The organism is Kitasatospora sp. NPDC059827 (assembly GCF_042731675.1).
Classification (GTDB): Bacteria; Actinomycetota; Actinomycetes; order Streptomycetales; family Streptomycetaceae; genus Kitasatospora.
Map to the genome: position 1 here is coordinate 77141 of NZ_JBHWIV010000028.1, position 22912 is coordinate 100052.

The 22912-nt window shown below is 74.9% G+C and carries 25 protein-coding genes; 13 read left to right on the forward strand and 12 right to left on the reverse strand.

Going from position 1 to position 22912, the window contains the following annotated elements; genetic code table 11:
- Positions 1-18: 18 nt before the first annotated feature.
- Positions 19-2055 carry an AAA family ATPase gene (locus tag ACFV8H_RS19625; protein ID WP_380401411.1) on the reverse strand — a complete coding sequence of 679 codons (2037 nt, stop codon included), beginning with the start codon at positions 2053-2055 and terminating at the stop codon, positions 19-21.
- Between the two features lie 389 nt (positions 2056-2444).
- On the reverse strand, positions 2445-3101 hold the full coding sequence (locus ACFV8H_RS19630) for a uridine kinase (RefSeq protein WP_380401353.1): 657 nt from the start codon (positions 3099-3101) through the stop codon (positions 2445-2447).
- Between the two features lie 211 nt (positions 3102-3312).
- Here ACFV8H_RS19630 and ACFV8H_RS19635 point away from each other — a divergent pair, with 211 nt between their 5' ends.
- Entirely contained in the window at positions 3313-4476 is a 1164-nt protein-coding gene (locus ACFV8H_RS19635; protein ID WP_380401356.1) for an acyl-CoA dehydrogenase family protein, read from the forward strand.
- Positions 4477-4629: 153 nt separating this feature from the next.
- On the opposite strand, the gene ACFV8H_RS19640 is transcribed toward ACFV8H_RS19635, so the two are convergent.
- Positions 4630-5130, reverse strand: coding sequence for a hypothetical protein (locus ACFV8H_RS19640; protein WP_380401359.1), 501 nt, complete (start codon positions 5128-5130; stop codon positions 4630-4632).
- 232 nt (positions 5131-5362) lie between these two features.
- Here ACFV8H_RS19640 and ACFV8H_RS19645 point away from each other — a divergent pair, with 232 nt between their 5' ends.
- The 6 genes from ACFV8H_RS19645 (at position 5363) to fxsA (ending at position 10517) form a co-directional block, all read left to right on the forward strand.
- On the forward strand, positions 5363-5803 hold the full coding sequence (locus ACFV8H_RS19645; RefSeq protein WP_218200145.1) for an Lrp/AsnC family transcriptional regulator: 441 nt from the start codon (positions 5363-5365) through the stop codon (positions 5801-5803).
- 31 nt (positions 5804-5834) lie between these two features.
- On the forward strand, positions 5835-7442 hold the full coding sequence (locus ACFV8H_RS19650) for an amidohydrolase (protein ID WP_380401362.1): 1608 nt from the start codon (positions 5835-5837) through the stop codon (positions 7440-7442).
- A 61-nt stretch (positions 7443-7503) separates the two neighbouring features.
- Complete coding sequence (locus ACFV8H_RS19655) at positions 7504-7752, forward strand: hypothetical protein (RefSeq protein ID WP_380401365.1); 249 nt, start codon at positions 7504-7506, stop codon at positions 7750-7752.
- A gap of 90 nt (positions 7753-7842) precedes the next feature.
- A complete protein-coding gene (locus ACFV8H_RS19660) occupies positions 7843-8115 on the forward strand; it encodes a hypothetical protein (RefSeq protein ID WP_380401367.1) in 273 nt (90 codons plus the stop codon).
- Positions 8116-8230: 115 nt separating this feature from the next.
- Entirely contained in the window at positions 8231-9883 is a 1653-nt protein-coding gene (gene lnt, locus ACFV8H_RS19665) for an apolipoprotein N-acyltransferase (protein ID WP_380401370.1), read from the forward strand.
- A 55-nt stretch (positions 9884-9938) separates the two neighbouring features.
- Positions 9939-10517, forward strand: a complete 579-nt coding sequence (gene fxsA, locus ACFV8H_RS19670; protein ID WP_380401372.1) for an FxsA family membrane protein — start codon at positions 9939-9941, stop codon at positions 10515-10517.
- A 121-nt stretch (positions 10518-10638) separates the two neighbouring features.
- Here the strand turns inward: fxsA and ACFV8H_RS19675 are convergent, their stop codons facing one another.
- The 3 genes from ACFV8H_RS19675 to ACFV8H_RS19685 all read right to left on the reverse strand — a co-directional run bounded on the left by ACFV8H_RS19675 (position 10639) and on the right by ACFV8H_RS19685 (position 13224).
- The gene (locus ACFV8H_RS19675) at positions 10639-11013 is read right to left on the reverse strand and encodes an RNA polymerase-binding protein RbpA (protein WP_350506367.1); all 375 of its coding nucleotides are present in this window, start codon (positions 11011-11013) and stop codon (positions 10639-10641) included.
- A 290-nt stretch (positions 11014-11303) separates the two neighbouring features.
- A complete protein-coding gene (locus tag ACFV8H_RS19680) occupies positions 11304-12917 on the reverse strand; it encodes a hypothetical protein (RefSeq protein ID WP_380401375.1) in 1614 nt (537 codons plus the stop codon).
- 112 nt (positions 12918-13029) lie between these two features.
- Positions 13030-13224, reverse strand: a complete 195-nt coding sequence (locus ACFV8H_RS19685) for a hypothetical protein (RefSeq protein ID WP_188305060.1) — start codon at positions 13222-13224, stop codon at positions 13030-13032.
- Positions 13225-13633: 409 nt separating this feature from the next.
- Here ACFV8H_RS19685 and ACFV8H_RS19690 point away from each other — a divergent pair, with 409 nt between their 5' ends.
- The 4 genes from ACFV8H_RS19690 to ACFV8H_RS19705 all read left to right on the forward strand — a co-directional run bounded on the left by ACFV8H_RS19690 (position 13634) and on the right by ACFV8H_RS19705 (position 16265).
- Complete coding sequence (locus ACFV8H_RS19690; protein WP_380401378.1) at positions 13634-14026, forward strand: ankyrin repeat domain-containing protein; 393 nt, start codon at positions 13634-13636, stop codon at positions 14024-14026.
- Positions 14027-14050: 24 nt separating this feature from the next.
- A complete protein-coding gene (locus ACFV8H_RS19695) occupies positions 14051-14566 on the forward strand; it encodes a GNAT family N-acetyltransferase (protein WP_380401381.1) in 516 nt (171 codons plus the stop codon).
- A gap of 29 nt (positions 14567-14595) precedes the next feature.
- Positions 14596-15669 carry a serine hydrolase domain-containing protein gene (locus tag ACFV8H_RS19700; protein ID WP_380401383.1) on the forward strand — a complete coding sequence of 358 codons (1074 nt, stop codon included), beginning with the start codon at positions 14596-14598 and terminating at the stop codon, positions 15667-15669.
- 95 nt (positions 15670-15764) lie between these two features.
- Entirely contained in the window at positions 15765-16265 is a 501-nt protein-coding gene (locus ACFV8H_RS19705) for an NUDIX domain-containing protein (protein ID WP_375883953.1), read from the forward strand.
- Positions 16266-16274: 9 nt separating this feature from the next.
- On the opposite strand, the gene ACFV8H_RS19710 is transcribed toward ACFV8H_RS19705, so the two are convergent.
- From ACFV8H_RS19710 to ACFV8H_RS19720, 3 genes are all read right to left on the reverse strand, one after another.
- On the reverse strand, positions 16275-16925 hold the full coding sequence (locus tag ACFV8H_RS19710; RefSeq protein WP_380401386.1) for a vitamin K epoxide reductase family protein: 651 nt from the start codon (positions 16923-16925) through the stop codon (positions 16275-16277).
- A 117-nt stretch (positions 16926-17042) separates the two neighbouring features.
- Positions 17043-17849: a DsbA family protein gene (locus ACFV8H_RS19715; RefSeq protein ID WP_380401389.1), complete on the reverse strand. Its 807-nt coding sequence runs from the start codon at positions 17847-17849 to the stop codon at positions 17043-17045.
- A 145-nt stretch (positions 17850-17994) separates the two neighbouring features.
- Positions 17995-18669, reverse strand: coding sequence for a hypothetical protein (locus tag ACFV8H_RS19720; RefSeq protein ID WP_380401392.1), 675 nt, complete (start codon positions 18667-18669; stop codon positions 17995-17997).
- 180 nt (positions 18670-18849) lie between these two features.
- On the opposite strand from ACFV8H_RS19720, the gene ACFV8H_RS19725 reads away from it, so the two are divergent.
- A complete protein-coding gene (locus tag ACFV8H_RS19725; protein ID WP_380401395.1) occupies positions 18850-19728 on the forward strand; it encodes a CHAD domain-containing protein in 879 nt (292 codons plus the stop codon).
- 13 nt (positions 19729-19741) lie between these two features.
- On the opposite strand, the gene ACFV8H_RS19730 is transcribed toward ACFV8H_RS19725, so the two are convergent.
- On the reverse strand, positions 19742-20062 hold the full coding sequence (locus tag ACFV8H_RS19730; RefSeq protein ID WP_380401398.1) for a DUF6980 family protein: 321 nt from the start codon (positions 20060-20062) through the stop codon (positions 19742-19744).
- Between the two features lie 133 nt (positions 20063-20195).
- Positions 20196-21032, reverse strand: a complete 837-nt coding sequence (locus tag ACFV8H_RS19735) for a helix-turn-helix transcriptional regulator (RefSeq protein ID WP_380401401.1) — start codon at positions 21030-21032, stop codon at positions 20196-20198.
- 147 nt (positions 21033-21179) lie between these two features.
- Here ACFV8H_RS19735 and ACFV8H_RS19740 point away from each other — a divergent pair, with 147 nt between their 5' ends.
- The gene (locus ACFV8H_RS19740) at positions 21180-21953 is read left to right on the forward strand and encodes an SDR family NAD(P)-dependent oxidoreductase (RefSeq protein WP_380401404.1); all 774 of its coding nucleotides are present in this window, start codon (positions 21180-21182) and stop codon (positions 21951-21953) included.
- Positions 21954-22004: 51 nt separating this feature from the next.
- On the opposite strand, the gene ACFV8H_RS19745 is transcribed toward ACFV8H_RS19740, so the two are convergent.
- Positions 22005-22790, reverse strand: coding sequence for a uracil-DNA glycosylase (locus tag ACFV8H_RS19745; protein WP_380401407.1), 786 nt, complete (start codon positions 22788-22790; stop codon positions 22005-22007).
- Positions 22791-22912: the final 122 nt, after the last annotated feature.

Here is a 22912-nt window from a genome sequence, read left to right on the forward strand (position 1 = left end):
CGGTGGGGGAGCCGGTCGTCAGCCCCGGCCGTCGATCAGCTCCCCGTACGCCTGCACCAGGTCCGGCAGCCGCAGCGTCGCCAGGTCCTCCCGGCCCGGCGCCACGCGCAGCAGCGAGAGCCGCAGGTCCCGGTAGGCGCAGGACTTCTCGTACAGGGTGCGGATGAACCGGCCGTTGCCCAGCTCGTCGATCCAGCCCTCGCGCACCACGTGGGTGCAGATGCTGGCCAGCTCCTCGGCCGCGTCCTCGTCCCAGCCGTCGCCGTCCCGGCCGGCCAGTGCCGCGCCGATCGCGGTCAGCTCGTTCGGCCGGTAGCTGGGGAAGTCGACCCGGGTGGTGAAGCGGGAGTTGAGGCCGGGGTTGGTGGCGAGCAGCCGGTTCATCCCCTCCGGGTAGCCGGCCAGGATCACCACCAGCCGGTCCCGGTTGTCCTCGGCCCGCTTGAGCAGCACCTGGAGCGCCTCGTCGCCGTAGGCGTCGCCCTTGGTGTAGCCGGAGTTGGAGAGGCTGTACGCCTCGTCGATGAACAGCACGCCGTCCAGCGCGGAGTCGATCAGCTCGTTCGCCTTGACGGCGGTCTGGCCGAGGAACTCGCCCACCAGGTCAGCTCGTTGGGCCTCCACCAGGTGGTCGCCGGAGAGCAGTCCGAGGGCGTGGAAGACCCGGCCGAGGATCCGTGCCACGGTGGTCTTGCCGGTGCCGGACGGGCCGGAGAAGACGAAGTGCCGCTTCGGCGGCTGGACCGGAAGCCCCTGTTCGGCGCGCAGCCGCGACATCCTCAACTGGGCCGAGAGCGCCCTGACTTGGCGCTTGACCGGCTCCAGGCCGACCATCAGCGAGAGTTCGGCCAGGGCCGCGTCCAACTCCCGCTCGTTGCCGGCGGTCCGGGGCGGCGGGGCGGCGGCGGTGCGGGGCTGGGCCTCGCCGCGCACCGGCAGCGGCGGTGCGGCGGGGCCGGCCGGGGCGCCCGAACCCGAGCGTTCGCCGGCCGCCTGGGGTGCGCCGTCCGCCGGGGCGAGGTCCGGGTCCGGCGCGGTGAGCGGGCCGTCCAGGAGGGTCGCGTCCACCGTGGGCCCGCCGCCGACCGGGGCGGCGCCGGTGCCGAACTCGGCGTCGTAGAGCGGCCCTTCGGCGTAGCCGGGGTCCTCCTGGTAGCCCGTCCCACCGCCCGCCCCGGCTCCCTCCGGGCCCACACCGTCGAGGCCGGTCCCGTCCAGCCCGGTCCCGTCGAGGCCGGCCCCGTCCAGCCCGACGCCGTCCAGCCCGGCCCCGTCGAGCCCGACGCCGTCCGGGCCGAAGCCGTCCAGCCCGCCCGAGCGCCCGTCCGCGAGCAGCCCGTCCGCGAGCGCGTCCTCGGCCGAGATGGCCGTCAGCCGGGCCGAGGTGTCCATGAACGCCGGGTCCGCCCGGTGCACCGCCCGGTAGAGCGGCAGCGCCGCGGCGCTGCGCCCGGCCCCCTCGTAGGCCCGGGCCAGCCAGTAGCGCAGCTCCTTGCGCTGCGGCTGCTCGGAGCGGCAGCGGGCCAGTGAGGCGGCCAGCGGGGCCTGCGCCTGGGCGCACATGTCCAGCCGCACCCGGGCCATGCCGGCGAAGAGCCCGGCCTCGATGCCCAGCAGCGGGTCGTCCAGCAGCCGGTCGGTGTCCCGGATCAACTGCTCCCAGTCCTTGAGCAGGTAGGACCGGCAGGCGTACAGGAACTGCGCGGACGGGTCCTCGCTGGGGGCCGGGCACTGCTCCAACGCCCGGTCCAGCTCGGCCAGGTGGCGGCCGTCCAGCCAGTGCGAGGCGTGCGCCAGCGCGAGGTCGCGGGCGTCCTCCAGCACCGGCTGCACCCACCACCCCAGCCAGTACCAGGAGCTGAGCGGGCGGCGGTGCAGCCGCCGCTGCTCGCCGAAGCGGTTCTGGTTGCGGTACATGGCGAGCAGGGCGGCCGAGGTGTCGCTGCGCAGCGCGTGCAGGCCGAGCCAGGCGTCGGCCATGCCGGGGTCCAGCCGGACGGCCGCCCGGAACTCCTCCTCGGCCCGGGCGTAGGCGCCGGCCGTGTAGGCGTCCATGGCCCGCAGCCAGGCCCGGTCGGCGAGCCGGTCCGGGCCGCCCGCCGTGCTGTCGGAACTGTCGACCGTCGTCACTCACGCCCCCCGCGGTGTGGCCCGGGGCTCGGCCGGCGGATCGCCTGTACGCAGCCGGGCCGGTGGTCGTCGAGCCCCCGGGGCGCATATGCGCCTACCGGGAATCGTACCGGCGCGGGGCTGATCCGGAAGGGTGCCGCACAGGGTCAAATGCGATCGCGCACACGGTGGTTGGGCGGCCGGATGGCCGAAAAACCGCTGACCGGGGGGGCTGGGGGAGGGGACCGGACGGCGCTCCCGGCTCACGGGGGAACAAGTCGGGAGCGCCGGGTCCGAAGCGGCCGGAACGGTGGGTTCCGGCGACTGAGGAGAACCTAAGTCCTGGTGATGTCGCAGGTCAAGGGCTTAGTTGAAGGTTCACCGACGGTGCTCGGCACGATCCGCCCGGTCACCCCGTCGACCCTGGTGGCGGCGTGCGGACGGCTCGGGTCGGCGGCGAAGTGCGCCGCCTCCGCGCGGGCCCAACCCGCCCAGAACGCGGCGAGTTCCGGCCCGTCCCGCTCCTCGCCGCGCCGACGGGCCGCAGCGGCCTCCAGCTCCATCCAGATCACCCGGGCCAGCCACGGCCGCACCTCGCGGCGCCCCGCGCCGACCCCCTCCACCAGCACCACCGGGGCGAGCGGCACCCGGGCGGTGCCGGCGAAGCGGCGCAGCGTCCAGTCGTACACCCGGTGCTCGGCGTCCCGGCCGGCCGCCAGCGGCTCCAGCACCTGCTCGCGCAGCCGTCCGGTCCAGTCGAAGAGCTCGGTGTGGGTGGCCAGGTCGTCGAGGTGGACCACCGGTGCGCCGCCGAGCGCCGCCGCCAGCCGCCCGGCGAAGGTCGTCTTGCCGGAGCCCGCGTGCCCGTCCACCGCGACCAACCGCACCGGCCCGCAGGAGGGCGGCAACGCCCGCAGCTCCCGGACCAGCCCGGTCAGCGGGTCGGCGGGAGCGGACGGGCGGGAGGAGGGGGCGGTTCCGGATGCAGCCACAACGTCAACCCTACGGTGCCGTAGCCCACCACTGCGGACAGATCATCTGTGCAGGTCGTGACGGCAGCGCGGGTTTCGGGCATACTCGCCTTCGCCACGCCTGTGAACGGCCGTTCACCGCAACCCGGTGCCGGTCGGGCCGACCTGCCACACCCGCGCCGGACCACCCGCCACCCCGGGCCGGCGCCCGATCGAGGAGGCGACCCTCGCCATGACCCCCTCCCCCGTGAAAGCCGTGGAGCGCCAGCTGCCCAGCGAGGAGGCCCGCGAGCTGCTGAGCCTCACCCGGGACCTGGTCCAGCGCGAGCTCCAGCCGCGCGCGGCGGAGGACGAGGCCGCGGACCGCTTCCCCCGGGAGGTCTTCCGCACCCTCGGCGAGGCCGGCCTGCTCTCCCTCCCGTACGACGAGAAGTACGGCGGCGGCGAGCAGCCCTACGAGGTGTACCTCCAGGTCCTGGAGGAGCTCGCCGCGGGCTGGCTGGCGGTGGGCCTCGGTGTCAGCGTGCACACCCTCTCCTGCCACGCGCTGGCCACCTTCGGCAGCGACGAGCAGCGCGAGACGTGGCTGCCCGGCATGCTCTCCGGCGAGCAGCTCGGCGCCTACTGCCTCTCCGAGCCGCAGTCCGGCTCCGACGCGGCGGCCCTGCGCACCCGCGCCGACCTCGACGGGGACGAGTACGTCGTCAACGGCACCAAGGCGTGGATCACCCACGGCGGCCAGGCCGACTTCTACAGCGCCCTGGTGCGCACCGGGGTGGACGGCCCCAAGGGCATCAGCTGCCTGCTCGTGCCCGGCGCCCAGCAGGGCCTGTCGGCCGCGCCGCCGGAGCACAAGATGGGCATGCGTTCCTCGCCGACCGCCCAGCTGCACTTCGACGGTGCCCGGGTGCCCCGCGAGCGGCTGGTCGGGGAGGAGGGCCAGGGCTTCCAGATCGCGCTCGCCGCGCTGGACTCCGGCCGCCTCGGCATCGCCGCCTGTGCCGTCGGCGTCGCCCAGGCCGCGCTCGACCTCGCCGTCGACTACGCCCGCACCCGGCGCCAGTTCGGCCGCCCGATCGCGGACTTCCAGGGCCTGTCCTTCATGCTCGCCGACATGGCCACCCAGATCGAGGCCGGGCGGTCGCTCTACCTCGCCGCCGCGCGGCTGCGGGACGCGGGCCGGCCGTTCTCCAAGGAGGCGGCGATGGCCAAGCTGTTCTGCACCGACGCCGGGATGCGGGTGACCACCGACGCCGTCCAGGTGCTCGGCGGCTACGGCTACACCCAGGACTTCCCGGCCGAGCGCTACATGCGCGAGGCCAAGGTGCTGCAGATCGTCGAGGGCACCAACCAGATCCAGCGCCTGGTGATCGGCCGCCACCTCACCAAGGGCTGAGCCGAGGCGGGCCCGAAGCCCGGCCCCGGTGCCGCAGTCCGGCTCGGGGCCGAGGCCTCCCCGATACGGCCCCCGGTCGTCACTCCAGGGTGCGGAGTGACGACCGGGGGCAATTCGCTGATCAGGCGTCAACTCGCCTGCTGCCGCAGGGAATCAGCGCCGCGCGAGCCGCCGGCGCTGCTCCGGGATGGTGGCGAGCGGGACGGCCGAGGCGACCGCCCGCCCGGCCTTGGCCGGGGCCGCGACACCGCCGCCCGCGCTGCGCACCGGGCGGTGCACCGGTGCGTGCGAGAACGGCTGGGTGCGCCAGTCGAGTCCGCTCGGCAGCTTGCACAGCGCCTCGAACCCGGTCGGTTCGGCGTCCTCCCGGGTCTCCGCCTCGGCCAGGTCGTCGGTCAGGGTGCCCGAGCCGGGGCAGATCGCGGGGGCGAAGGGGTTCCAGGCCGTGGGCAGCAGTGCGTGCTGCGGCAGCTGCTCCTCGTCCGCCACCAGGGCGATCGGGCGGCGGCACTCGGGGCAGTGGACCCGGAAGATGTCCCAGGTCTCGGCGTCGCCGGGGTCGGTGCCCGGCGCGTGGTCGACCGCGAGGTCGTCGCGGCCGGTCAGATCGTCGGTCTCGTCGAGAGCCAGCACGCGCTGGTCGGTAGCAGGCATGGAGATCCCCCTAGGATCGGGCCCGGCGTGGTCGCTCTGGGGCCACAACCAGCACTTCCCTGCGACTCGGGCTCATAACCCTGCGGACTTGCGCACCGTGATGCACCGGGTGTGTCCTTGGCCACACCGCCCGCCACATTCACCAGGCACATGCCCGTACGACACCTGCGGTCCGACCCCGTGCAACCACCGTGCGCCCCCCGTGCTCCCCGACCGGGTAGGTTTGCGCACCGTGGAGGATCTCGACCAACGCATCGTCCAGCTGCTCCTAGAGGACGGCCGGATGAGCTACACGGACCTGGGCAAGGCCACTGGCCTGTCCACCTCGGCGGTGCACCAGCGGGTGCGCCGCCTCGAACAGCGCGGGGTGATCCGCGGCTACACCGCGATCGTCGACCCCGACGCCGTCGACCTGGCGCTGACCGCGTTCATCTCGGTCAAGCCCTTCGACCCCAGCGCCCCGGACGACACCCCGGAGAGACTGGCCGGCCTGCCCGAGATCGAGGCCTGCCACAGCGTCGCCGGCGACGAGAACTACATCCTCAAGGTCCGGGTCGGCGCCCCGGGCGACCTGGAGGACCTGCTGGCGCGGATCCGCAGCGCCGCCGGAGTGTCCACCCGCACCACGGTGGTGCTCTCCACCCCCTACGAGGCACGACCCCCGAAGATCTGAGCGCGAACCGGCGGGGTGCAGACTTGGGCGCATGACCGAACGCACCTCCCGGACCGTCCTGCTGCGTGGCGGCGCCGTCTACAGCCCCGCCGACCCCTTCGCCACCGCGATGCTCGTGGAGGGCGGGCACATCGCCTGGGTCGGCAGCGACGGCGCCGCCGAGGCGTACGCCGCGACCGCCGACGAGATCGTCGAGCTGGACGGCGCCCTGGTCACCCCCGCCTTCGTCGACGCCCATGTGCACGCCACCGCCACCGGACTGGCGCTCACCGGCCTCGACCTCACCGGCAGCCCCTCGCTGCCCGCCGCGCTGGCCGCCGTCACCGCCTTCGTCGAGGCGCAGCCGGAGACCGGCGGGGTGCTGATCGGCCACGGCTGGGACGAGACCGGCTGGCCCGAGGGCCGCCCGCCCACGCGCGCCGAACTCGACGCGGCCGCCCGCGGTGCGGCGCTCTACCTCTCCCGCACCGACGTCCACTCCGCGCTCGCCACCACCGCGCTGCGCACCCTCACCGAGGACCTCGCCGAGCGCCCCGGCCACCACGCCGACGGCCCGCTCACCAAGGACGCCCACCACGCCGTCCGTCGGACCGCGCTGGCGCACCTCACCCCCGAGCAGCGCCGCCGCGCCCAGCGCGCCACCCTGGCCCGCGCCGCCGAGCTCGGCATCGGCGCCCTGCACGAGTGCGCCGGCCCGGAGATCTCCTCCGAGGCCGACCTCGCCGCACTGCTGGAGCTGGCCGCCGAGGGCGAGGGCCCCGAGGTCTTCGGCTACTGGGGCGAGCTGGGCGGCATCGAGACCGCCCGCCGGCTCGGCGCGGTGGGCGCCGGCGGAGACCTCTTCGTGGACGGCGCGCTCGGCTCGCACACCGCCTGCCTGCACGCCCGGTACGCCGACGCCGAGCACACCGGCACCGCCTACCTGACCGCCGAGCAGGTCGCCGACCACGTCGCCGCCTGCACCGGGGCCGGACTGCAGGCCGGTTTCCACGCGATCGGCGACGCGGCGCTCGCCGCCGTGATCGAGGGCGTGCGCACGGCCGGGGAGCGGGTCGGCGCCGACCGGGTCAAGGCGCTGCGCCACCGCGTCGAGCACGCCGAGGCCCTGGACGACAAGGCGATCGCGGCCTTCGGCGAACTCGGCCTCACCGCCTCCGTCCAGCCCGCCTTCGACGCCGCCTGGGGCGGCCCGGAGGGCATGTACGCGCAGCGCCTGGGCGCCGAGCGGGCGGCCGGCCTCAACCCGTACGCGGCCCTGCTGAGGGCCGGCGTCCCGCTGGCCTTCGGCTCGGACGCCCCGGTCACCCCGCTCGACCCCTGGGGCACCGTCCGCGCCGCGGCCTTCCACCGGACCCTGGAGCACCGGATCTCGGTCCGCGCCGCCTTCACCGCCCACACCCGCGGCGGCTGGCGCGCGATCGGCCGCGACCACGACGGCGTGCTGGTGCCCGGCGCGGTCGCCAACTACGCGCTCTGGGCCGCCGACGAGCTGGTCGTCCAGGCCCCGGACTCCCGGGTGGCGGGCTGGTCCACCGACCCGCGCTCCGGCACCCCCGGCCTGCCCGACCTCACCCCGGGCCACGAACTCCCGCTCTGCCTGCGCACGGTGGTCCGCGGCCGCACCGTGTACGAGCGGTAACACCGTGTACGAGCGGTAATTCAGGTGATCGGCGGGCGGTCGCCCTCGTAAGGTGCCGACCATGACCGAGATCGTCCCCGCCGACTTCACCGTCCCGCGCGAGCTGCTCGCCCCGGAGTTCCGCCTGGAACCCCTGGGCGAGCAGCACAACGCCTCCGACCACGCCGCCTGGACATGGGCGGGCCCGGCGAGGACCGTCGGGCGCGCGGTGCCGGGGCACGCACCTCGCCGCGTTGTCGTCGGTCGCCGATGCTCCGCATGGACTCCCTCCTCCGCCTTGCGATGCACGCACCCCAACACCGCGCGCTGACCCGACGCTCCTCGCCGGGCCCGCCCGCGCACCTCGCACATCCGCGCCACCCCCGGCTGGGCCGGCCGCGGCTGGCCGCCCGCCGACGGCATGCCCCTGGCGGACAACCTCGCCGACCTGCGCCGGCACGCCGCCGACTTCGAGGCCCGCCGGGGCTTCACCTACACCGTCCTGGAGCCGGACCGGGGCGAGGTGATCGGCTGCGTGTACATCTACCCGGACCGCGAGGACGCCTCCGTGGTCTCGGTCAGCTCCTGGGTCCGCGCCGACCGCGCCGAGCTGGACGCCCCGCTGTACCGCGCCGTCTCCGCCTGGCTCACCGACCACTGGCCGCTGGGGCGCTTCCACTACGCGGAGCGCTGACCCCACCCCCCGAACCGGCCCAGCACCCTGACCTCACGCGCCCGCGACGTTCCGGGGTACCTTCTTCGCACAGCGTCCGAACAGCAAGCCCCAGGAAGATGGTGCGCCGGTGGCCATGCCCGTCACCCAGGAGCGGTCCGGGACCGCTCCCGAGCAGCCGGAACCGGCCCCGACCCCCGGCCGCCTCGCCCGCGCCCTCGCCAAGGTCCGGGCCGGCCTGCCGCGCACCGGCCTCGCCGCGCTGTCCGGCCTGCTGCTCGCCTTCGCCTTCCCGCCGTACGACCTCTGGCCGCTGTCGCTGCTGGGCGTCGCCGCGCTGTCGCTGCTCACCCGCGGCCGCACCTTCCGCCAGGGCGCCTGGACGGGCTTCGCCTTCGGCTTCCCGTTCTTCCTGATGCTGCTCAGCTGGCTGCGGGTGGTCGGCTGGGATGCGACCGTCGGCCTGTCGGTGATCGAGGCGCTGTTCCTGGCCCTGCTCGGCGGGGCGCTGGCGCTCACCTCCCGGCTGCCCGGCTGGGCGTTCTGGGCGGCCGCCCTGTGGGTCACCCAGGAGTGGGCGCGTGACCGGCTGCCGCTGGGCGGCTTCCCCTGGGGCCGACTGGCCTTCGCCAACACCGCGACGCCGTACACCCCGCTGGCCGCCCTCGGCGGCGCTCCGCTGGTGACCTTCGCCGTCGCCCTGTCCGGCACCCTGCTCGCCTGGGCCGCGCTGCGCCTGCGCGGGCCGGGCCGGGCCCCGAAGGCGGCCGCACTGGCGGCGCTCGGCGCGGTGGCCGCGCTGCTGGCCGGCTACCTCGTCCCGGTGCCCACCGCCGCGGCCGACACCGTGAAGGTGGCCATCGTCCAGGGCAACGTGCCCAACCCGGGCATGGACTTCCTCGGCCGCCCGATGATGGTGCTCAACAACCACGCCTCGGCCACCGAGCGCCTCGCCGCCGACGTGCAGGCCGGCAAGGTCCCGCGCCCCGACGTGGTGATCTGGCCGGAGAACTCCTCCGACCTGGACCCGTTCAGCGACCCGCTGGCCCGCCAGCGCATCGACGAGGCGGTCAAGGCCGTCGGCGTGCCCACCCTGGTCGGCACCCTGGTGGACGGCCCGGACGCGCAGCACGTCCAGAACGAGGGGATCGTCTGGGACCCGGTTACTGGCCCCGGCGCCTCCTACACCAAGCAGCACCCCGTCCCGTTCGGCGAGTACGTGCCGTTCCGGGCCCAGCTGATGAAGGTGATCACCCGCCTCCAGCGGGTCGCCCGCGACTTCTACCCCGGCGACCACAACGGCGTGATGCAGCTCGGCCCGGCGCGGATCGGCGACGTGATCTGCTTCGAGGTGGCCTACGACGAGATCGTCCGGGACACCGTGGACAGCGGCGCCCGGGTCCTGGTCGTCCAGACCAACAACGCGACCTACGCCGAGACCGGCCAGCCCGAGCAGCAGCTGGCGATGAGCCGGCTGCGCGCGGTCGAGCACGGCCGGGCCGTGCTGATCGCGGCCACCAGCGGCATCAGTGCCGTGATCGCCCCGGACGGCACCGTCGAGCAGCGCACCCGGGAGCTGACCCCGGCCGAGCTGTCCGCCACCGTCCCGCTGCGTGACGGCACCACGGTCGCCGACGAGGTCGGCTCCGTCCCGGAGTGGACGCTGGCCGTCGGCGGCCTGCTGGCCTGCGCCGCCGCCCTGCTGGTCGGCCGCCGCCGGAAGGCCGTGGACGGAACGCTCCACGGAACACCGGCCGCCGCGGAATCGTTGGACCAGGTGGTGCCGTAGCCGGCCCGGACCTCCCGTGCGGCGCGCAGAGCACCGCTTGGAGTGGATCCGTACCGTGACCCAGCAAGCTACCCCCGCCCGTCCGGCCCCGCGGAGCAGGCTGCGCCGGGTGCTGCCGCTGCTGTTCACCGCCTGGCTGGTGCTGGAGATCTGGCTGCTGGTGCAGGTCGCCTCCTGGCTCGGCGGCCTCACCGTCCTGCTGCTGCTCATCGCCGGCGCGGTGATCGGCGGCTCGCTGATCAAGCGGGCCGGGCTCAAGGCCCTGTCGGCGGCGATCGAGCAGAGCAAGAACCCGCAGTCCGAGCAGCCGCAGACCGGCACCAGCATGACCGTGGGGGCCGGGCTGCTGCTGATCGTGCCGGGCTTCCTGTCCGACCTGGTCGCCCTGACCCTGCTGTTCCCGCCGACCCGGGCGCTGTGGCGGGTGGCCGGCCGCCGGATCGCGGACAAGGCGATGCGCAGCACCTCCGCCGTGGGCGCCGACGCGTTCGCGGACGCGATGCGGCTGCAGGAGCAGATGCGCATCCACCGCCCGGACGGCAAGGTCGTCCAGGGCGAGGTGGTCGACCCGGAGGCGGGTCCGCGCGGACCGCAGGGCCCCGACACCACCTACCGCCCGCCGATCTCCGGCTGACACCCACGGCTCCGGCACCCACTGCTCCGGACAACGCGAACTGCTCCGGACAACGCGAAAGGGACCCTGGTGACCAGGGTCCCTTTTCGCGTCCTCCCGCCTGCGGCGGGAGCGAGATGTGTCAGGCGCTCTTGCGGGTGTCACGCGGGTGCACCGCGAGGTTCATCCCGCCGGAGCGGAGCACGGCCAGCCGCTCGGCCAGCACCTCCTCCAGCTCCTCGCGCGTCCGGCGCTCCATCAGCATGTCCCAATGGGTGCGCGTGGGCTTGGTCTTCTTCTCCTCAGGCTCGTCACCGTCGAGGAGAACCGCCTCCTGGCCGCAGAAGCGGCATTCCCAGGCCTGAGGGATCTCCGCCTCGACCGAGAAAGGAACCTCGAATCGGTGTCCGTTCTGACATGCGTACTCGACGGTCTGGCGCGGAGCCAGATCGATACCACGGTCGGTCTCGTAGCTAGTGGCCCCGAGTCGCGTGCCGCGGAGAGCTCGCTCGCTCATGAATCGTGCCTCCCGGGCTTAATGGCCCACAGGACTAGTGGTCGCTGTTCTGGTCGCTGTTCTTCGTCGTTCGGTCAACGCTCGGCTTCCGACGAAGATTCCCGTCCCGGGACATGCGTCGTCTGTCGTGCCGCCCCTGTTTGTACCCACCGTCGCCCGATTTGTCACATCTGGCCGGTGATATCACCCCAGGTGTCACCAATTTCACATCTGGTGATCGTGCGGACTTTCTGTGACGAGCGTACCGGTCGGCGATTCCGCGGCGCCGGTCGCCCCCGCTTCCCGGGCGGTCAGGAGATCGGTCGGGAACGGATCATCGGCTCGGTCTTGCCGAGGTCGACCGGGCGGACGGGCGCGGCGGCGTCCGGCGGGACCACCGGCGGGCGGTCCGGTCGGGGCGGCGCCGCGGAGGCGGGCTCGGTCCGGCTGTCGCGGTGCGGCAGCAGGGCGATCACCGCGTCGCGCAGCTGGGCCGGGGCCTCCTCGTCCAGCGGGTCGACGGTGGCGGGCACCTGGAGGCGGACCGGGGCGCCGTTGCCGATCCGGGCGTAGCCGCGGCCGACCGGGGCGTGGGCGGCGGGCACGATGTCCAGCGGCGCGCCGAGCGCGGCTCGGCCCTCCTCGGGCCCGGCCGGGCCGAGCAGCACCCTGGCCCGGGTGGTGGCCCGGACGGTCGGGGTGATCCGGTCCCGGGCCTCGACGTCGTCGGCGATCACCACGGTGACCCGGGCGGCGCGGCCGTGCCGCAGCGGCAGCTCCAGCAGCTCCTGCGGGTCGGGGCGGCCCTCGGCGTGGGCGAGCTCGCCCAGCTCGGTCGGGTGGTCCAGCAGCAGCCAGAGCGGCCGGGTGAGGTCCTCGGGCAGCGGGGTACCGGTGTGCCGGGCGGTGTTCAGCGCGGTGAGCCGCCGCTCGGTCTCCTGGGCGGCCCACTCCAGGGCGGCCAGCGCGCCGTGCAGGCTGGTCTCCACGGTGTGCACGCCGGGCCGGTTGACCAGGCAGGCGTGCTCCCCGGTGCCGGCGCCGTCGATCACCACCAGGTCGCCGTACGGGAGCGCCTGGAGGGCGATCGAGCGGATCAGGCTGGAGGTGCCGTAGCCGGTGACGCCGAGGGCCAGCAGGTGCGGCTCGGAGGAGCGCGGGCCGGTGCGCCAGACCACCGGCGGCTGCTGGGCGGTGGCCCCGCCCTGGTGGACCGGGATGGTGCGGGCGCTGCCGTCCTCGTCGGTGAAGCCGAGCACGATCTCGCCCGGGGCGGCGACGAAGCGCTGGGCGGCGATGTCGGTGGGCAGCGGGGCCAGTGCGGTGATCCGCAGCCGGTTGGACTCCTCGTCCCAGTCGAAGCGGTACTCCCGGGCCCGCCCGGCCTTGCCCTGGACGACCTGCTCGATCCGGGCCCGGGCGGCGGGCTCGGTGTCGGTGAAGTAGGCGGGGTAGCCCAGCTCCAGCCGGGAGAGCCGGCCCTCGCCGTCGAACTCCCAGGAGCCGAAGGCGTTCTTGTAGCTGCCCTCGAAGTGGTACAGCGGATTGGCGTCCTCGGGGCCGCACAGGTACGGCGTGAGCGCCGAGTAGAGGGCGGCGAGCTTGACGTCGGCGACGTCGGGCGCGGGCGGGGCGGGTGCCGCCTTGGGGGCCCGGCCGGCCCAGGCGGCGCTGGCCATCAGGCCGACCAGTGCGAACAGCAGGCCGTGCGGCAGCAGGTAGATGCCGACCAGCATGGCGGCCGACAGGAACAGCGTCGGGCCGCGCCGCTCCTTCGGGGTGGCCTGCCAGCGGCCCTTGGCCCAGCCGGCGTGGTGGCGCAGCCCGCGGCCGATCACGGTGAGCGGGGCGAACATGTCGGTGGCGTGGTCCCCGGCGGTTCGGGCGAACTCGCGGCCCTTGCCGAGATGGCGGTGGAGCGGCATTCCGTGACTCCCCGGTCGAGTGGGACGGGTGGGGTGAGGGGGGACTGCTCGTGGTACGACGGGGCCCGGGGCGGTGGGATCCGCGCCCGGGCCGGTGGGGGAGAGGCGGTGCCTAGAACCGAAGGCCGCCGAGCAGGCTCGCCAGGCTGGCACCGCCCGCGGTGATGCTGGGGGCGATCGAGGAGCCGGCGACGTAGAAGCCGAAGAGGGCGCAGACGATGGCGTGCGAGACCTTTAGTCCGTCCCTGCGGAAGAACAGAAAGGCGATGGTGCCGAACAGGACGATGCCGGAAATCGAGAGGATCACTTCTGCTCCTCGGGGAGGGGGACGGGGGACAGTGTTACTTAAAGTGCCCTAATCGTGACAAAAAGTAATAGATGATGGAACGGCGCAAATGGGTGGTTCTGCCGTTCATTGCCGTCGGGTGGGCCGGGCGGCGGTGTGCGAACCGGCCGGGGTGGGGGCCTGGAGTCGTGCGGGATCCGGGTGGGACCGGTGCCGCGAGGCATTCCCGGGGGGTGGGTGGGAAGTTTCCGGGGGGTCCCGGAAGTTCGCTCGAATGGCCGCGCAACCCGTGCGGCCGCACGTCGTACCGCGCCCGGGGCCGGTGGGGCCGTCGTCCGGAATCCGGACGCCCGCTGGTCCGTCGGCGGCGCCGGCCGCTACGGTGCGGTACGCACGAGCCCTCGTCACCCCTCTGGAAAGGCAGTCCGCCATGACCGATGCCCCCGACGCCGAGGTGGTCGCGCTCGCCGGGAAGCTCTTCGACGCCGCCCGGGCCGGCGACACCGCCACCCTGACCACCGCGCTCGACGCCGGGGTCTCCGCGGACCTCACCAACGGCAGCGGCGACACCCTGGTGATGCTGGCCGCCTACCACGGCCACGCGGCCACCGTGGAAACCCTGCTCCGGCGCGGCGCCGACCCGAACCGCGCCAACGACAAGGGCCAGACCCCGCTCGCCGGGGCCGTCTTCAAGGGCGGCTCGGACGTCGTCGACGCCCTGCTGGCCGGCGGCGCCGACCCCAGGGCGGGCGTCCCGTCCGCCGTCGACGCCGCCGCGATGTTCGGCAAGACCGAGCTGCTCGCCCGGTTCGAGTCTCAGTAAGGGCAGGTCGTAGGCTCTTCGACCATGGAGAGCACCGCCGCGCAGGCCGCCAGCACCGTCGAGTTCCGCATCACCGGGTACGCCCACCCCGACGCGCAGGCCCTGTCGGCGGAGGTGCAGCAGGAGTACGTCCGCCGCTACGGCGACCCGGACGAGACCGTGATGCACCCCGAGGACTTCGAGGCCCCGGCCGGCCTGTTCATGATCGCCTACCTGGACGGCCGGCCGGTCGCCTGCGGCGGCTGGCGGGCCAAGCAGGCCGGCCCGGACGGGCTGCGCGACGGCGACGTCGAGCTCAAGCGGATGTTCGTGGTCCCCGCCGCCCGCGGCCGGGGCCTGGCCCGGGCGGTGCTGCACCGCCTGGAGGAGACCGCGGCCGAGGCCGGGCACACCCGCGTCATCCTGGAGACCGGCAGCGAGCAGCCCGAGGCCATCGCGCTGTACGGCTCCGAGGGCTACACGGCGATCCGCAAGTTCGGCATCTACAAGGACCACCCGCTGAGCATCTGCCTCGGCAAGGAGCTCCCCGCGGCGGTCTGAGCGGCCGGCGCCCCGGGTAGACACCCGGGGTGGACCACCGAGCACCCGAAGCGGAACGCCTCCCCGTCCTGGCCGCGCCCGGCGGGGAGCTGGACCGGCTGGTCCTGGCCGGCCTGCGCGCCGTCGGCGCCGGTGCCGTCTGGGCCGTCGGCGACGCCGGGGGCGCCCTCGGCGGCGGCAGCCACGGCACCCTCGGGCAGGGCCCGTACGCGCGGCTCGCGCCGGGGCCGGACACCCTGTACGACCTCGCCAGCCTCACCAAGGTGGTGGCGCTCTGGCCCGCCGCCGGAGTGCTGTGGCAGTCCGGCCGGCTGCCGCTGGACGAACCGCTCGGCCGCTGGTGGCCGCCCGCCGCCGGGCGGCCCGTCGGCGCAGTGACGGTCCGTCAACTCATGGCTCACACCGCGGGGTTGCCGCCGTACACCCGCTTCGAGCAGCTCTACGGGCGGGAGCCGGCGGCGATCCGGGCCGGGGTGCTGGCCGCCCCGCTGCACCGTGCGCCGGGAGCGGCCGTGGAGTACACCGACCGCGCCGCCGTGCTGCTCTGCTACCTGGTCGAGGACCTCGGCGGCGCGCCGCTGGACGTCCTCGCCGAGCGCTGGACCTGGCGGCCGCTCGGCATGACCGACACCCGGTACGGGCCGCTCGGCGCCGCGGAGACCGCCCGGACCGCGCCCACCGAATGGCACGAGCCGACCGGCGCCCACCTGCACGGCGTCGTCCACGACCCCTCCGCCCGGCTGCTCGGCGGCGTCTCCGGCAACGCCGGCGTCTTCTCCACCGCCCGCGACCTGGCCCGCTTCCTCACCGCCGTGCTCGCCCCGCCGCCCGAACTCCCGTGGGGCGCACGGTGGATCACCGCATCGCTGCGCGAACAGACCGGCGGCCTGGCCCCCGCGCGCGGCCTGTCCTGGCTGGTCGCCGCCGGCACCGACCCGGCCGAGGGCACCTTCGTCCACTACGGCTTCACCGGCACCGGCTGCTGGGTCTCCCGCCGCCAGGGCCGCTGGGCCCTGCTGCTCACCAACAAGGTGCACCACGACCGGAACACCCAGCCGCTGACCGACCTGCGCAACGCCTTCCGACGAGCCGTCTTCGGGTGATACCCGATCGGGTGGATTAGGTACGAACCGCCTTTGCCGGAGCGGCGGTTGCGGCAGAGTGACCGGGACGGGCAGCGGCCGGCGGAGGAGGCGCGATGACGGAGACCTGGGCACTCACGGAGGAACAGTGGCTCGCCCGGATACTGCGCGCCTACATCGGCTGCAGCGTGCTGCTCACCGGCGAGGACGGCAAGGTCCTGCTGCTGAAAGCGAGTTACCGCGACCAGTGGCAGTTCCCCGGCGGCGGGATGGACCCGGGGGAGGGCCCCGCCGAGTGCGCCGCCCGCGAACTGCGGGAGGAGACCGGGCTGTCGGCGGGCGAGCTGCGGCTCCTGGTGGTGGAGTGGCGCGAGGCGATCCCCGACCAGGGCCGGCACGCCCACCCGGCCGTGCACTTCATGTTCGACGGCGGTGCGGTCGAGCGGGGAGCGGTGATCCGGCTGCAGGCGGAGGAGATCGCCGACCACGGCTACTTCACCCCCGCCCGGGCGGCCGCCCTGCTGCACCCCAGCGCGGCGCGCCGGCTCACCGGGGCCCTGGAGGCCCGGCGCACCGGCGCCGCCGTACTGCTGCACTCGGCGGGGTACGTGGGCTGACCGGGCCGGTCAGAGGAGGGTGCTCCAGTAGTACCAGAACCGGCTCAGGACCAGCAGCGCGATCACCGCCGCCCACAGCACCGGCAGCGCCCAGTGGTAGCGCGCCGCCTCCCGGACCACCGCCCGCGCCCTGGGCCCGACCGGGATCACGCCGGTGCGCAGGTTGTGCAGCGTGACGTACCAGAACAGCACCACCACCGTCGCCCAGACCACCATGCAGTACGGGCACAGCGCGCCGATCTCGTACAGTGCCTGGTCGATCAGCCAGTGCACGAACACCACGCCCAGCGCCGTCCCGGCGTGCAGGCCCAGCCAGAACCAGCGCCGGTACGCGGCGCCCGCCAGCAGCCCGGCCCCGATCGCCGCCAGCGCGCCGAACGCGGCCAGGCCGAGCAGCGGGTTCGGGAAGCCGAAGACCCCCGCCTGCTCGGTGCGCATCACCGAGCCGCAGCTGATCACCGGATTGATGTTGCAGCTGGGGACGTACGACGGGTTCTCCAGGATGCGGAGCTTGTCGAAGGTCAGGACGGCCGAGGCGGCCAGCCCGACCAGTCCGCCGAGGAACAGGAGGAGGGCGAGGGCCCGGCTCGCGCCGATCTGGCCACGGCCGGCGGCGTCGGGGACGGACGGGGAGGGGTGCACGGTGGTCGGGGCGGTCATGACAGCACACTCCGGTGGCTGGCTGGGAGGAGCCGGCCCGGCCGGGAGTTCGGCCGGGCCGGTGGTGCCGTGCGGGGCGGTGTGGTGCGGGGTGGTGCGGGACGGGTGCGGTGCGGCCTACTGGAGGCCGGCGGCCTGCTTCACCTGGGCGGTGAACTGCTCCGGCGTGGCGGTGGTGTTGCCCGCGAACAGGTTGATCGTCTTGCCGTCCACCTTGACCGTCGGGGTGCCGGTCACCTGGCTGTTGTTGAACGCGTCGGCCACCTTCGCCGCCCACGGCGCGTACGTCCTGTCCGTGACCGCCTTCACGAAGGCGTCCGTCTTGAGCCCGGGCACCTGGCCGGCCAGGTCCAGCAGGTGGTTGACGTCGCCGAAGTCGTCGCTGCGCTCGTCCGGCTGGTTGGCGTAGAGCACGTCGTGGAAGGCCTTGAACTTGTCCACGCCCTCGTTCAGCGCGGCGCCCGCGGCGGCCAGCGCGGTGCGCGAGCCCTTGCCGCCGAGGTTCTTGTCCAGGAAGGCGGCCAGGTGGAACTCCACCTTGATCTGGCCGTCCTGGGTGAGCTGCTTGACGGTCTGGCCGTTCGCCGCCTCGAAGTGCTTGCAGACCGGGCAGCGGAAGTCCTCGTAGACCTCCATGGTGTGCGGGGCGTCGGCCTTGCCGAGGGTGATCACCGTGCCGTCCGGGCCAGTGGCGTTGGCCGGCACGACCAGCGGGGCCGAGGAGGCGGCCGCGGCCGCCTTGTCGTCGTTCTTCGAACCGGTGTTGATCGCGAGCGCGACACCGCCGGCCAGCGCCAGCACGACGACGGCGGAGACCGACACGACGATCAGCTGACGGCGCTTGGCCGCCTGCTGCTCGCGGCGCTGCGCCTCCTGGATCCGCTCGCGGGCGCTGACGCGCTTCTTGTTCTTGTCCTGAGCCATGGGGAAGTCAACTCCTGTACGCGGCGCGCGGGCGCGCGCGGGTGGCCGCACTCGGGTGCGGCGGGGGCAAGTGACGCGGAGTCGAGCGCACTGCCCACGGGCGTACGGAACCGTGCACGCTCAGGTGCCGGAAGGGGGTACGCGCTCAGCAGGCAGGCGCGAGAACCGGTGGACCACGCCGGGGAGCCGGGCTCAGCACCACGTCCTCGCGGCGCGGCCGCTCGTGGTCGGACACCGGCAGCGGCACCCGCAGCACCGGGCGCACCGGGGCGGGGAGCATCAGCAGGACCAGCGCCCGCAGCGGGCGGGCCAGCGACTGGTGCAGCGCGCGCAGCGCCCGGGCCAGGCCGGACAGCGCGGCGTCGCCCAGCCGCAGCCAGGCCGAGGCGGCCAGCGCGATCGCCAGGTGCACCACCAGGAGCAGCAACTGGGTCGCCGCGGGCGCCAGTTCCCCGGTGTGGCCCAGCGGGCCGCCCAGCAGCGAGCCGTCCACCGAACCGCCGCCGCAGACCAGCAGGTTCACCCCGCGCGCGGACACGTGCTCGGAGAGCACCGGCCCACAGGCGGTCTGGCCCAGGTTGAAGGTGGTGTTCAGCAGCAGCTCGACCGGCACCATCACGGCGGTGATGTGCAGCAGCCGGCGTTCCCCGCCGGCCATCGCGGCCACCACCAGGAAGACGACGGCGCTCGCCGTGGCCACCAGCGACAACGACAGCGGGCGACCGGTGATGACCACCTGGCCCAACGCGGCCATCGGCACGGCGAGCGCGGTGAACACCGCGGCCCGCAGGGCCCTGGTCGCATGGGTGGAGGTCAGCACGCTCCGGAGTATGCCATGACCCTCGTGCCGGGGACGAGGGCGCGTAGGACCCTTGACAGCCCGGGCGGCGCCAGCTCGTGCCGTGACGGTGCCCGCTCGGGCCGTGCGGGGTCGACAGCCGCCGCCCGGTGCCTACCCTGGAAGGCATCACCGGTGACCCCGACGAGGGGGTGCGCGTCCATGGCGAGGCCCGAGACCACGGTCGGAGAGGTGCTGCTCGACCGCGTCGAGGCCCAGGCGGTGGTGCTGGCCGGGCTGGACGACGCCGTCCGGGCGGACGAACCCGACGCCGTGCACCGGATGCGGGTTGCCTGCCGGCGGCTGCGCAGCGCGCTGCGGACCTTCCGCCGGCTCCTCGACCCCGGTGCCACCGACACCCTGGTCGCCGACCTGCGCTGGCTGGGCGCCACCCTCGGCCGGGCCCGCGACAGCGAGGTGCTCGCCGAACGACTGGCCGCCCGGGCCCGCGAACTGCCCGAGGCCTGCGGGCCGGAACGGGTCGCCGGGTCGCTGCGGGAGTGGGGCGAGGCCGAGTACCGCCGGGCCCGGCCCGAGGTGGTCGCCGCCCTCGACAGCCCCCGCCGCCGGGCGCTGACCGAAGCCCTGACCACCCTGCTCGCCGACCCGCCGCTGCGCCCGCGCGCGGCCCGGGCCGCCGGCCCCGAGCTCTCCCGGATCGCGGCCCGCGAACAGCGCCGCACCGCCGCCCGGGTGCACACCGCCCTAGCGGCCGGCCCCGCGGAACGCGACGGCGCCCTGCACGAGGCCCGCAAGGCCGCCAAGCGGGCCCGCTACGCCGGGGAGACGGCGGCACCCGCGGTCGGCGCGGCGGCGGAGCGGTACGCGGAGCGGATGAAGGCCGTCCAGGAGGTGCTGGGCGAGCACCAGGACGCGGTGGTCGCCGCCGCGGCCCTGGCGGCCCGGCCCGCGGCGGCCGGCGAGCCCTTCGCCTGTGGGGTGCTCTACGCGGGCCAGCTGGCGGCGGCGGAGGCCGCCCGGGCCCGGCTGCCGCAGGTGTGGGCGGGGGCGGCGGGCCGGAAGCTGGCGCGGTTCGGTTAGGAGGCCTGTGGCCCTAGCGGGTGTCGCCGCCGGGCAGGGCGAGCCAGCGGTCGTCCTCGAACTCGGCGGGGATGTCCTGCGCCCAGGGGTCGATGCCTCGGCGTTCGAGCTCGCCGAACCAGCGGTCCCGCTGGGACTCGGGGAGCCGTGTCGCGCACCACGGGCAGAAGTCGATGCCGATGCTCGCCCGGCCGCCGTCGTGGACGACGATCCCGTACTCCTGGTACTTGGCGATGAACAGCACCACCGCGTCGGGGCAGTCGTACGGGTTGTCGTGCTGGTGGCACTGCCGGGCCAGCTGCCTGGTCATGGACTCGCAGCAGTGTGCTGTCATCGCTCCGGGTACTCCGGGTCGTCATGTGGGGGCACGTCGGGTTCGGGTGGAGGCTACGGCCGTTCGGGGGCGCGGCGGTACCGGTTTTGCCGTCCTGCCTGCGCTGTCCGTCCCGCGCGCCCGGCCCGCTGCGTCACGTCCCGCGCGCGGCGGCGAAGGCGCGGCGGGTGGGGCTGTCCGGTGGGGCGAGGAAGGCGAAGACGTGGCGGCCCTCCTCGGGGAGCGGCAGCACGGTGTAGTCGAGGACGGCGGTGTCCAGCGCGGGGTGGCGGACGTGGAGGCGGCCGGGGCCCGGCGGGGCGGCCCGGTGGTGGTCCCAGAGCGCGGCGAACTCCGGGCTGGCCGTGGAGAGCCGGCCGACCAGGGCGAGCAGGTTCCGGTCGCGGGGGCGGTCGGCGTGCTGGGCGCGCAGGGAGGCGACCAGGTCGGCGCCGATCGAGCGGTCGGCGGCCGTGTTGCCCGGCGAGCGGTCCCGGTACGGGCAGCAGAAGACCTGCCAGAGCAGGTTGCGCTCGTGCGGCGGCCGCCGCTCCGGCCCGGCCAGCAGCAGGGCGGCGGGTCGGTTCCAGGCCAGCAGGTCGAAGGTCGGGCCGGTGACGAAGGCGGGGGCGGCGTCCAGGGTCTCCAGCAGGGCCAGGGTGGCCGCGGGGACGGCCGGGGCGGCCGCGGGGGCGGTGGAGGGCGGCGTCGTACGGTCGCGCCGTACGGCCAGCCGGTGCAGGTAGGCACGCTCCGGGCCGCTCAGGTGCAGGGCCTCGGCGAGACCGTCCAGGACCGGGCCGGTGGGCACCCGTTGGCGGCCCTGTTCCAGCCGGGCGTAGTAGTCGGCCGAGATCCCGGCGCGGGCGGCGACCTCCTCACGGCGCAGCCCGGGGGTGCGGCGGCGGTCGGCGGCGGGCAGGCCCGCTTCGGCGGGCGCGAGTCGGGCACGGCGGGCGCGCAGGAACGCGCCCAGCGGGGTCTCGGGCATGCGCGCCAGGCTGCCACAGCCGGGCCGGCCCAACCAGGACCGGGCTGTCCCTGGCTGGGCGGTCCTTGGCTGGGCTGTCCCTGGTCGGGCGGTCCGGGGAACGACCGGCCGCTGGTGGGCCGGCGGGGGCGGCGGCAGGCTCGCCGCATGGGACTTCTCGACGACAAGGTCACGATCGTCACCGGTGCCGGGCGGGGCATCGGCGCCACCGCCGCCCGGCTGTTCGCCCGGGAGGGCGCGCTGCTGGTGCTGGCCGCCCGCTCCGCGCCGCAGGTGGAGGCACTGGCCGCCGAACTTCGGGCCGCCGGCGGGGAGGCGGTGGCGGTGGCCGCCGACCTGACCACCGCCGAGGGCGCCCAGCGGACGGTGGACGCGGCGCTGACCGCCTTCGGCCGGCTGGACGCGGCCTTCGACAACGCGGGCAACGGCCTGCTGCCCGCTCCGCTCGCCGAACGCTCGGAGGCCGAGTGGGACGACACCCACGCGCTCAACCTGCGGGGCAACTGGCTCTGCCTGCGCGCCCAGCTGCGGGCGATGGCGGCGGCGGGCCGCGGTGGCTCGGTGGTGCTCACCTCCGGGGTGGGCGCGCTGGTCGGGGGCTTCGGCGACGGCGCCCAGCAGGCCGCCAAGCACGGACTGACCGGCCTGGTGAAGGCGGCCACCGCCGACTACGCCCGGTACGGCGTCCGGGTCAACGCCGTCGCGCCCGGGGTGGTCCGCACCCCCGGGACGGAGGAGTACTTCGCGGCGGGCCCGGAGTTCGCCGCCCTGGTCTCCCGCTCGACCCCGTTGGGCCGCCCGGGCCTGGACACCGAGGTGGCGGAGGCGGCGGCCTGGTTGCTCAGCGACCGGGCCTCGTACGTGGCGGGCGTGACCCTGGCGGTGGACGGCGGGATCACGGCCACCCGGCGGTTCGACTGAGCTGCTCGGAGCCGCGGGTCAGCGGGGGATCAGCTGGGGGTCAGTGGGGGTTCAGCGGGGGTCGAGCCCCGCCGAGACGGCCGCCTCGCGGAGCAGGTCGCGGAGCATCGCGGTGGTCAGCCGGCCGGTGTTCGTGTTGCGCGGGCTGACGTGGTAGCAGCCGTACAGCCGCAGGTCGGGGCCGCCGTCCCGGGCGGGGAGGGTGACCAGGGCGGCGTGGCCGAAGACCGGGCGCGGTCGGGGCACGGTCCAGCCGGCGTCGGCGAGCACCGGCAGCATCGCCTGCCAGGCGAAGCCGCCGAGGGCGACGACCGTCCGCACGGTGGGGCGCAGCAGTTGCAGTTCGCGGGTGATCCAGGGGCGGCAGGTGTCGCGTTCGGCGGTGCTGGGCTTGTTGTCGGGCGGGGCGCAGCGCACCGGGTCGGTGATCCGGACGCCGTACAGTTCCAGGCCGTCGCCGTGCCGGACGGACTCCGCGCGGTTGGCGAGCCCGAGCTCGTGGAGGGCCGCGTAGAGGAGGTCGCCGGAGGGGTCGCCGGTGAAGATCCGGCCGGTGCGGTTGGCGCCGTGGGCGGCGGGGGCGAGACCGACCAGGACGAGCGGGGCGTCGGGCGGGCCGAAACCGGGGATCGGCCGGGCCCAGTAGTCCCAGTCCTGGTAGGCGCGGCGCTTGGTGCGGGCGGTCTCCTCGCGCCAGGCGACCAGCCGGGGGCAGGCCCGGCAGTCGGTGACGACCCGGTCGAGGACGGTGAGTCCGGTGGCGCGGGCGGCGGCCTCGGCCGGGTGACGGGGGTCGCCGGGGTCATCGGCCGGGTCATCGGCGGGGGCCGGCTGCATGGCCTCGATCCTAGGGCCCGTCTTCGGACTCCCGTCTGCGGGCCGACGCCGGGGCACGCGCCTCGCCGCGTTGTCGTCGGTCGCCAATGCGCTGCATTGGGCTCCCTCCTCCGCCTTGCGAT

What these genes read in the sequence shown, in the direction of transcription:
- ACFV8H_RS19625 (WP_380401411.1), bottom strand. Translation starts at nt 2,055, where the DNA reads ATGGACGCCTACACGGCCGGCGCCTACGCCCGGGCCGAGGAGGAGTTC.
- ACFV8H_RS19635 (WP_380401356.1), top strand. Translation starts at nt 3,313, where the DNA reads ATGACCCCCTCCCCCGTGAAAGCCGTGGAGCGCCAGCTGCCCAGCGAG.
- ACFV8H_RS19640 (WP_380401359.1), bottom strand. Translation starts at nt 5,130, where the DNA reads ATGCCTGCTACCGACCAGCGCGTGCTGGCTCTCGACGAGACCGACGAT.
- ACFV8H_RS19650 (WP_380401362.1), top strand. Translation starts at nt 5,835, where the DNA reads ATGACCGAACGCACCTCCCGGACCGTCCTGCTGCGTGGCGGCGCCGTC.
- ACFV8H_RS19655 (WP_380401365.1), top strand. Translation starts at nt 7,504, where the DNA reads ATGACCGAGATCGTCCCCGCCGACTTCACCGTCCCGCGCGAGCTGCTC.
- ACFV8H_RS19660 (WP_380401367.1), top strand. Translation starts at nt 7,843, where the DNA reads ATGCCCCTGGCGGACAACCTCGCCGACCTGCGCCGGCACGCCGCCGAC.
- lnt (WP_380401370.1), top strand. Translation starts at nt 8,231, where the DNA reads ATGCCCGTCACCCAGGAGCGGTCCGGGACCGCTCCCGAGCAGCCGGAA.
- ACFV8H_RS19675 (WP_350506367.1), bottom strand. Translation starts at nt 11,013, where the DNA reads ATGAGCGAGCGAGCTCTCCGCGGCACGCGACTCGGGGCCACTAGCTAC.
- ACFV8H_RS19680 (WP_380401375.1), bottom strand. Translation starts at nt 12,917, where the DNA reads ATGCCGCTCCACCGCCATCTCGGCAAGGGCCGCGAGTTCGCCCGAACC.
- ACFV8H_RS19690 (WP_380401378.1), top strand. Translation starts at nt 13,634, where the DNA reads ATGACCGATGCCCCCGACGCCGAGGTGGTCGCGCTCGCCGGGAAGCTC.
- ACFV8H_RS19695 (WP_380401381.1), top strand. Translation starts at nt 14,051, where the DNA reads ATGGAGAGCACCGCCGCGCAGGCCGCCAGCACCGTCGAGTTCCGCATC.
- ACFV8H_RS19705 (WP_375883953.1), top strand. Translation starts at nt 15,765, where the DNA reads ATGACGGAGACCTGGGCACTCACGGAGGAACAGTGGCTCGCCCGGATA.
- ACFV8H_RS19710 (WP_380401386.1), bottom strand. Translation starts at nt 16,925, where the DNA reads ATGACCGCCCCGACCACCGTGCACCCCTCCCCGTCCGTCCCCGACGCC.
- ACFV8H_RS19715 (WP_380401389.1), bottom strand. Translation starts at nt 17,849, where the DNA reads ATGGCTCAGGACAAGAACAAGAAGCGCGTCAGCGCCCGCGAGCGGATC.
- ACFV8H_RS19725 (WP_380401395.1), top strand. Translation starts at nt 18,850, where the DNA reads ATGGCGAGGCCCGAGACCACGGTCGGAGAGGTGCTGCTCGACCGCGTC.
- ACFV8H_RS19730 (WP_380401398.1), bottom strand. Translation starts at nt 20,062, where the DNA reads ATGACAGCACACTGCTGCGAGTCCATGACCAGGCAGCTGGCCCGGCAG.
- ACFV8H_RS19735 (WP_380401401.1), bottom strand. Translation starts at nt 21,032, where the DNA reads ATGCCCGAGACCCCGCTGGGCGCGTTCCTGCGCGCCCGCCGTGCCCGA.
- ACFV8H_RS19740 (WP_380401404.1), top strand. Translation starts at nt 21,180, where the DNA reads ATGGGACTTCTCGACGACAAGGTCACGATCGTCACCGGTGCCGGGCGG.
- ACFV8H_RS19745 (WP_380401407.1), bottom strand. Translation starts at nt 22,790, where the DNA reads ATGCAGCCGGCCCCCGCCGATGACCCGGCCGATGACCCCGGCGACCCC.